Origin of the sequence: Nocardioides sp. CCNWLW239 (assembly GCF_037137035.1) — a bacterium.
Taxonomy (GTDB): domain Bacteria; phylum Actinomycetota; class Actinomycetes; order Propionibacteriales; family Nocardioidaceae; genus Nocardioides.
Genome location: NZ_JBBBNW010000001.1, coordinates 293,839 through 302,147, shown reverse-complemented (window position 1 = coordinate 302,147; position 8,309 = coordinate 293,839). Strand labels below are relative to the sequence as shown.

The 8,309-nt window shown below is 69.6% G+C and carries 6 protein-coding genes; 4 read left to right on the top strand and 2 right to left on the bottom strand.

The annotated features are described in order from the left end of the window. The first annotated feature begins 147 nt into the window (after positions 1-147). From glmU to WBG06_RS01410, 4 genes are all read left to right on the top strand, one after another. Complete coding sequence (glmU, locus tag WBG06_RS01425) at positions 148-1,602, top strand: bifunctional UDP-N-acetylglucosamine diphosphorylase/glucosamine-1-phosphate N-acetyltransferase GlmU (RefSeq protein WP_336734389.1); 1,455 nt, start codon at positions 148-150, stop codon at positions 1,600-1,602. 74 nt (positions 1,603-1,676) lie between these two features. Further along, positions 1,677-2,651, top strand: coding sequence for a ribose-phosphate diphosphokinase (locus WBG06_RS01420; RefSeq protein WP_336734387.1), 975 nt, complete (start codon positions 1,677-1,679; stop codon positions 2,649-2,651). Positions 2,652-2,664: 13 nt separating this feature from the next. Beyond that, a complete protein-coding gene (locus WBG06_RS01415) occupies positions 2,665-3,195 on the top strand; it encodes a putative immunity protein (RefSeq protein WP_336734385.1) in 531 nt (176 codons plus the stop codon). 146 nt (positions 3,196-3,341) lie between these two features. After that, positions 3,342-4,790, top strand: a complete 1,449-nt coding sequence (locus WBG06_RS01410; RefSeq protein WP_336734384.1) for an HNH endonuclease signature motif containing protein — start codon at positions 3,342-3,344, stop codon at positions 4,788-4,790. Positions 4,791-4,815: 25 nt separating this feature from the next. On the opposite strand, the gene WBG06_RS01405 is transcribed toward WBG06_RS01410, so the two are convergent. Both WBG06_RS01405 and pepN read right to left on the bottom strand, forming a co-directional pair. Next, the gene (locus WBG06_RS01405) at positions 4,816-5,829 is read right to left on the bottom strand and encodes an LCP family protein (protein WP_336734383.1); all 1,014 of its coding nucleotides are present in this window, start codon (positions 5,827-5,829) and stop codon (positions 4,816-4,818) included. Positions 5,830-5,876: 47 nt separating this feature from the next. After that, positions 5,877-8,285: an aminopeptidase N gene (pepN, locus tag WBG06_RS01400; protein WP_336734381.1), complete on the bottom strand. Its 2,409-nt coding sequence runs from the start codon at positions 8,283-8,285 to the stop codon at positions 5,877-5,879. Positions 8,286-8,309 lie beyond the last annotated feature (24 nt).

Below are 8,309 nucleotides of genomic sequence, written 5' to 3'. Positions count from 1 at the left end.
AGCGAGCGACAACCGGCCTCAGGCCGCCGCGTCCGTATTCTTCGGTCTGCCCTACGGAGGCGGCGGCATGAGCGAGCGACAGCGAGCGACAACCGGCCTCAGGCCGCCGCGTCCGTATTCTTCGGTCTGCCCTACGGAGGCGGCGGCATGAGCGAGCTCACCGTGATCGTGCTGGCCGCCGGTGGCGGCACCCGGATGAAGTCCAAGACTCCCAAGATGCTCCACCAGATCGCGGGCCGGAGTCTGGTGGGCCACGTCCTGGCCGCGGTCTCGGAGGCCGGCGCTTCCCGGGTCGTCGCGGTCGTGGGACACCAGCGGGAGCTGGTCGAGCCGCACATCGCCGAGATCCTCCCCGAGGCCGTGATCGCCGTCCAGGACGAGCAGCTCGGCACGGCGCACGCGGTGCGGATGGCGGTCGACACGGCCTCGGTCTCGGCGGGGACGGTCGTGGTGACGTACGGCGACACGCCGCTGCTGCGCGGAGAGTCGCTGCGGGCGCTGGTGGCCGACCACGAGGCCGCCGGCCGGGCGGCGACGATCCTGAGCGGGATCGTCCCGGAGCCGTTCGGCTACGGCCGGATCCTGCGAGGCGACGCGGGCGTCAGCGGGATCGTCGAGGAGAAGGACGCGACCGACGAGGAACGGGCGATCACCGAGATCAACTCGGGGATCATCGCCTTCGACGGGGCGTTCCTGGCCGACGTGCTGCCCCGGATCGGCAACGACAACGCCAAGAAGGAGTTCTACCTCACCGACGCGATCGCGCTGGCGGTCTCCGACGGGCTGGGCGTGGACGCGTACGTTCTCGACGACGTCACCGAGGCCGAGGGCGCCAACGATCGGGCCCAGCTCGCCGCGCTCGGGAAGATCCTCAACGAGCGGATCGTGACCCGGTGGATGAAGGACGGGGTCACGGTGATGGACCCGGCCACGACCTGGATCGATGCCGACGTCGAGCTCGCGCCCGACGTCACCATCCTGCCCGGCACCCAGCTCATCGGTGCCACCCGGATCGACGAGGACGCGGTGGTCGGTCCCGACTGCACGCTGAAGGACACCGAGGTCGGCCACGGCGCCCGGGTGGTGCGTACGCAGGCAGAGCTGGCCGTCGTCGGACCAGGCGCCGAGGTCGGGCCGTTCTCCTACCTGCGCCCGGGCACGGTGCTCGGCGAGGAGGGCAAGATCGGTGGGTTCGTCGAGGTCAAGAACTCGACCATCGGCCCCGGCGCCAAGGTGCCGCACCTGTCCTACGTCGGCGACGCGACCATCGGTGAGGGCACGAACATCGGGGCCGGCACGATCTTCGCCAACTACGACGGGGTCAACAAGCACAAGACCCGGATCGGACGCCACGTGAAGTCGGGATCAGGTGTGACCTTCGTCGCGCCGGTGGTCGTCGGCGACGGCGCGGCGACCGGCGGCGAGGCCCTGATCCGCGACGACGTGCCGCCCGGTGCGCTGGCGGTCTCCGCAGGTCAGCAGCGGATCATCGAAGGCTGGGCGCTGGCCCGGAGGGCAGGTACGCCGCAGGCGGCCGCGGCCGAGGAGGCGCTCGAAGCGGGCGTACCCATCCTCGGTGAACCCTCGACGACGGGTGAGTGACGCCGGGGGTTGGGTCCGGCGGCGTAGTTGATGGAGAATCCAAGTGCAGTGACCCCGGGGGTAGGAGCCAGCACATGACCAAGCGCACCACCGAGAAGCAGATGATGCTCTTCAGCGGCCGGGCTCACCCGGTCCTCGCCGAGGAGGTCGCTGACCTCCTCGGGACGAAGCTGACGCCGACCTCGGCCTATGACTTCGCCAACTCCGAGATCTACGTACGCTACGAGGAGTCGGTGCGCGGCTCGGACGCCTTCGTGATCCAGTCGCACACGGCGCCGATCAACCAGTGGCTCATGGAGCACCTGATCATGGTCGACGCGCTGAAGCGGGCCTCGGCCAAGCGGATCACCGTCGTGATGCCGTTCTGGGGCTACTCCCGCCAGGACAAGAAGCACCGCGGTCGCGAGCCGATCTCGGCCCGTCTCGTCGCCGACATGTTCAAGACCGCGGGGGCGGACCGGATCATCTCCGTCGACCTCCACGCCGACCAGCTCCAGGGCTACTTCGACGGCCCGGTCGACCACCTGATGGCGCTGCCGCTGCTGACCGACTACATCAAGGACAAATACGGGTCGCAGCCGCTCGCCGTCGTCTCGCCCGACGCCGGCCGGATCAAGGTCGCCGAGCGCTGGGCCGCCCGGCTCGGGGGCGCGCCGCTGGCGTTCATCCACAAGACCCGCGACATCAACCGTCCCAACGAGACCGTCGCCAACCGCGTCGTGGGCGAGGTCAAGGACCGCATCTGCATCCTGACCGACGACATGATCGACACCGGTGGCACGATCGTGAAGGCCGCCGACGCGCTCATGGCCGACGGCGCCGCCGGCGTGATCATCTGCGCCACCCACGCGATCCTCTCCGACCCGGCCGTCGACCGGCTGAAGAACTCCACCGCCATCGAGGTCGTCATCACCAACACCCTCCCGGTGCCGGAGGAGAAGCAGTTCGACAAGCTCACCACGCTCTCCATCGCGCCCATGCTGGCGCGCGCGATCCGCGAGGTGTTCGAGGACGGCTCGGTGACCTCGATGTTCGACGGTCACGCCTGACGCTCGGCTTCTCGTGGCCGGTGACTTCGAGCTGACGGAAGAGGATCTGCGGGTCGTCGCCCGCTACGTCGCGGAGTCCGCCGCAGAGGTCCTGCCGGAGTTCGAGGCGGTATGTCCCGACGATCCCCGGCCTCGGCGTGCCCTGGACGCGGCCTGGGAGTTCGTCGGCGGTGCGCGGCGTACGAAGCTGCAGCGCGTCACCTCCCTGGACGCTCACCGTGCCGCGAAGTCGGCGCCGTCGGAGGTCGCCCGGCTCGCTGCCCGCAGCGCCGGCGACGCCGCCTCGGCCGCCTACCTTCACCCGCTCGCCGATGCCGCCCAGGTCGGCCACATCCTGCGTGCCTCCGCAAGCGTCGCCCGGATCGCGGAGCTCGTGGACCCGGGGTCGCCTGAGGCAGCATCTGCGTCCTTGGATCGTGCTGTTGCGCGGGCGACTCCTGAGCTTGTCGGGGTGCTCTTGCGGTATCCCGTCGTGCCTTCTGGGCGGAGCCGGGTTGCTTCGCTCATGAGTGCTCTGGATGGTCGGTTGCGGTCTCTGGGGTGAATGGTTGTCGAGGCCTTTTGACTTGTCCCTGCTGGGAGGATTTTGGTGGGTTGGGGGCCGCCGACCCTTCTTTGAGGGTCTTCTCGACGGCACCCGGAGTAAAGGACGGCCTTCGGCCGCCGGCTACGCCGGCCGCTTCGCGGTCCTTGACACCGGGCCCCGTCGAGAAAAGATTTGGCTGGCTATCGGGGCGGCGGCCCGGGTGTGTCAACGAAAGAAGAGGCCGTTCGCTCACCGCGAAAGTCAGTGATGACCTGCGGAAACAGGTGACTTCTTGGGGTGTCGTCGCGTATAATATCGAGCGTCAGGACGCACTCCCGGAAGGAACTGCGATGAGTCTCGGGCGCGACATCGACGACTGGGGCACCAATCCCAGTGACGCGATCGACGCCGCCCTGCAGTCCATCGAGAACGCCATCCAACAGCTGTTGTCGACCGACCCCATCTACTGGCGCACCGGACAGAAGAAAGACCTCCTCGAGCGGCTGGAGAAGCTTCAGGCCCAGCAGGCCGCCCTGAAACTCCGGGTCCTGGCTGTGGCTGGGGATATCGCCGAGGAGACCGGCGCCAAGGATGCTTCGGGGTGGATGCTGACCGAGTTGCTCGTCGACAAGGCCGAAGCCCGCTCGCAAATCAAACTCGCCGCCAATGTTGCGAAGTACGACCTCGTCGCCGCCGGCCTCGCCGAAGGTGTGGTCTCCCAGGCCAAGGCCCACGTGATCACCCGCGCACTCGATGCTGTCGAGGCCGACCCGGCCGCCAGTGTCGAGGACCTCGTCCTGGCAGAGAAGCTGCTGGTCGAGTACGCCACCCAGCACACCGCCAACGAGCTCAAAAACATCGGCAAACGGATCCTGGCCGAGGTCGACCCCGAACGGTTCGAAGCCGCCGAAGCCAAAGCCCTCCAGCGGGAGGAGGAACTCGCCGCCCGGCGGACGTTCTTCTCTACGCGTGACAACGGCGACGGCACCATCGACATTCACGCCCGGGTCTCCCGCGCGGCCGGGCTCCGGTTGCGCACGATGCTGGACTCGTTGGCGCAGCCGAGGAAGTGGTCAGCTCACGACAAGGGCCGTCACATCCCGTATGACCGGCTCCTCGGTCAGGCGTTCGCGCGGATCGTGGAGACCTACGACGTGGAGAACCTGCCCCGACACGGTGGTCACGCGACGACGGTGTTCATCACGATGAGCATCGACGACCTCCGTGCTGATCTCGGCACCGCAGCCCTCGGGTTCGACGGCGACCAGGTCACCGCAGCCGAAGCCCGACGGATGGCCTGCAACGCCGACCTCATCCCTGTGGTCCTCGGCACCGATTCCGAGATCCTCGACCTCGGCCGCACCGCACGCCTGGCCCACCCGGTCCAACACCGCGCACTCCGCCTACGGGACAAGTGCTGCCAAGCAGAAGACTGCGACGCCCCAGCCGCCTGGACCGAAGCCCACCATCTGAACCCCTGGGCCGAAGGCGGCAGAACCGACCTCGCGAACATGATCCTGCTGTGCCCACGCGACCACCGCCGCATCCACGACCCGAACTACGGGTACGAGCGCTTACCGGACGGACGGATCCGCTTCACCGGCCGCACCTGATCCCGCCCACCGGCCCGAAGAAACCTCAGCTCACAGTCTTCCCGGTGACAACCCCAGGATTCTCGGCCAGCCACTCACCCACAGCATCCTCACGCACGGCGGCCCACAGCCGACGCCCCTCGCGCATATCGAGATGGACCACGCTCTGGGAACCCTCCTTGCCCAGTCCGGCGACCGGCGCGGTGAAGAAGGTCAGGTCCGAGGACGGCATCCGGGCGAGGTCGAGGGCCAGGCTGCGGAGGTCGCTGCCGGAGAAGCCGGAGTCGACGGTGAGGTGGCGAGTGATGATGTCGAGGAGGTCGTAGGCCTTCTTGGGGTTCTTCGGGTCGACGCTCTCCCGCAGACCGCGGAGGATCGAGCGCAGCACGTACTGCTGACGCTTGACCCGGTCCAGGTCGCCGCCGGGGAGGCCGTAGCGCTGGCGTACGTAGAGGAGCGCCTCCTCGCCGCTGAGCAGGTGGGTGCCCTTGGTCCAGGTGCGGTGGCGCGCGGAGTCGTGGACGGTCTCGGGGATGTAGACCTCGACGCCGCCGAGGAGGTCACCGATCTCCTCGAAGCCGGCCCAGTCGACCCAGGCGACGTGGTCGATGCGTACGCCGGTGAGCTTCTCGACCGTCTGCACGCTGAGTCGCGGCCCACCCTGGGAGAAGGCGGCGTTGACCTTGGCCTTGCCGTGGCCGGGGATCCGCACCCACGAGTCCCGCGGGATCGACACCACGGAGGCCGAGCGACGGTCCGCGCTGAGGTGGAGCAGCATCATCGTGTCGGCACGCTGCTCGCCGGGCGTCCACGATCCGGTGGCGTCGCTACCCGTGGTGGCTTCGCCGCCGGTGCGGCCGTCGGTGCCCAGCAGCAGGATGTTCATCGCCCCTGCAGCGGCGCCGGCCGGCTCGGGACGCTCCTCGAGACCTGCGAAGACATCGACGTTCCGCACCTGGCGATCGAGCCGGTGGGCGAGATACCAGCCGGTGCCGGTGACGGCGGCGACGAGCACGACGAACGCGATCCCGATGCCGAGCCAGACGCGCGACTTCTTCATGGCCGTCCTCAGTAGTGGGGTCGAAGGCGACTAGAGGCTAATGGGCATTATGCGCGGTCGTCGAAGTGGTCCTCCCAGGAGCGCCGCAGGATCGTGGGTACGCCGTCGGCCAAGGCCGCCCGCAGGCCGTCGAGCTGCTCAGGATCGAGAGCGATCCGCGGGAAGGCGCGACCGACCTCCTGAGCGAAGGCCTGCCCGCGGGTGGCGAGCTTCGGCGCCTCGGCGAGATAGGCCTCGACGTAGGGACGCAGCAGATGGGCCTGCTCGGCGACCCACAACCCCGAGGCCAGCGCACCGAACCGACGGTTGTCGACATCGGGGGCGAGCATCGCCTCCCAGGCAGCCTCCTTGGCGATCGTCGACGGCCGGGCGGCGAGGGCCCGGAGCGCACCGAGGTCTCCCTCGACGGTGCCGTCACGGTCGCGCTCGGCCGCGATGAAGCGCGCGTCGGCCTCGCCGAGCGAGGCGAGGCGCACGACAGCCTCCCAGCGGGTGGTCGGCAGCACGGGGACACCTGCGGCGATCCGGTCGTCGTCGAGCCAGCCGCGGAGCAGCCCGGCGTCCGCGCTGGTCGCGGCCAGCGCCGCGGCCCAGGCCAAGGCCCGCTGCTCGTCGTCGTCGGTGGAGGCCTTCAGGCCGGCGGCTGCCGCGGCGGCGACCCGTGCCACCGCACCGGCTGCTCGGGCGGCCGGCACCCGGTGCGGGATCACCACGGACCGGGCCTCCGAGAGCACGCCCTCGATGATGTCGGGGCGGGTCTCCGTGGGCAGGTGGGCCTCGACCAGGTCGAGGAAGTCATCGGCCGACAGGTCGCGCGAACGCACCAGGAGCGCGGCGGAGGACCAGAGCACCGCGCGGACGAGCGGGTCCTCGATCCGGGACAGTCCGCCGGAGAGCGAGCCCCAGGACTCGGGGTCGAGGCGGAGGCCGGCGAAGGTCTCACCGCCCGCGTTGGGCACGACCACGAGCCCGGCGAACTCCGGCAGCCGCACCGGCTCGGCGCCCAGCTCGACCCGCTTGCGGCCGACGAGCCGGAGCGCGGAGTCGTAGGCGGCGACCGTGAACGCGTGCGGTCGGCTTCCCTCGCGCTCGAGCACGGGCACGTCTCCGGAACGCCGCACGGTCAGGGTGTCGAAGCCCGGCCGCCGCAACCAGGCGTCCACCCAGCCGCGTACGTCCTTCGACGAGCCCGCCGCGAGCGACTCGACGAAGTCGTCCAGGGTCGCGTTGGCGAAGCGGAAGCGGGTCAGGTGACGGTTGACCCCGGCCATGAACTCCTCGTCACCCAGCCAGAAGGCGAGCTGCACCAGGCAGGCGCCGCCCTTGGCGTAGGAGATGCCGTCGAAGATCGTGGCGGCGGTGTCCACGTCGGGTACGTCGGTGGCCAGGGGAGCGACCGGGTGGGTCGAGCGGCGCGCATCGGAGCGATAGCCCCACGGCTTGCTCCGCACCTCCACCTCGACCCGCAGGTCCGCGAACCCGGCCCCCGCCTCGGCCACCCGGTAGCCCATGTAGTCGGCGAACGACTCCTGCAGCCAGGTGTCCTCCCACCAGGTCATCGTCATCGAGTCGCCGAACCACATGTGCGACATCTCGTGGGCGATGATCACCGCGCGGATCGCGCGCTGGGTGTCGGTGATCGCGCCGCGCGGCAGCAGCTCGTCGCGGTAGGTCACGCACCCCGGCATCTCCTGGGCGCCCCAGTTGAGCCCGGGCACGAAGACCTGGTCGTAGGAGTCGAACGGGTAGGGCTCGTCGATGAGGTCGGCGTAGTGGGCGAAACAGGCTTCGGTCGTACGCCGCAGCTCGGCCGCATCCCGGTCCAGCTCCGCCGCCAGCGACCGCCGGGCGTGCCAGCCGAACTCCAGCCCTTCATGTGACCAGCGCACCGAGTGCCACCGGCCGGCCGCCACGACGAGCAGCGCCGGCGGGATCGGGGGAGTGGGTGCGAAGACCCAGCGACCCGCGTCGCGCGAGACGACGGCCCCGTTGGCGAGGACGGTGTCGGCCGGGTCGGCGGTGACCGAGACCGCGAACGAGGCCTTGAGATCGTTCTGGTCGAAGCAGGCGAAGACCTTCGAGGCGTTGTCCATGCCCAGGTAGGCCGACACGTAGCGCGACCCGTCGGCGGGGTCGGTGAACGTGTGCATCCCGTCGCCGTCGGTCGTGTAGGGCAGTGTCGCGATCACCTCCACGGCGTTGACCTCATCGGTCGACAACCCGGTCAGAGCCACCCGCCCGCCGTCGTAGGCCGCCTCGACGGCCTCCCCGTTGACGACCGTCGACACCGACAGCGCCCCCTTCAACTCCAGGAACGTCTCGGCCTCTGTGGACCGGAACCTGACCCGGGTATGGCTGCGGAAGGTGTCGAGGCCGGTGAGGTCGAGGTCGAGGGAGTAGGACAGGGAGCTGAGCGCACCGGCCCGCAGGCGGGCCTCGTCGAGGGTGAGGGACACGGCCCCCAACGTACGTCCTCGCAG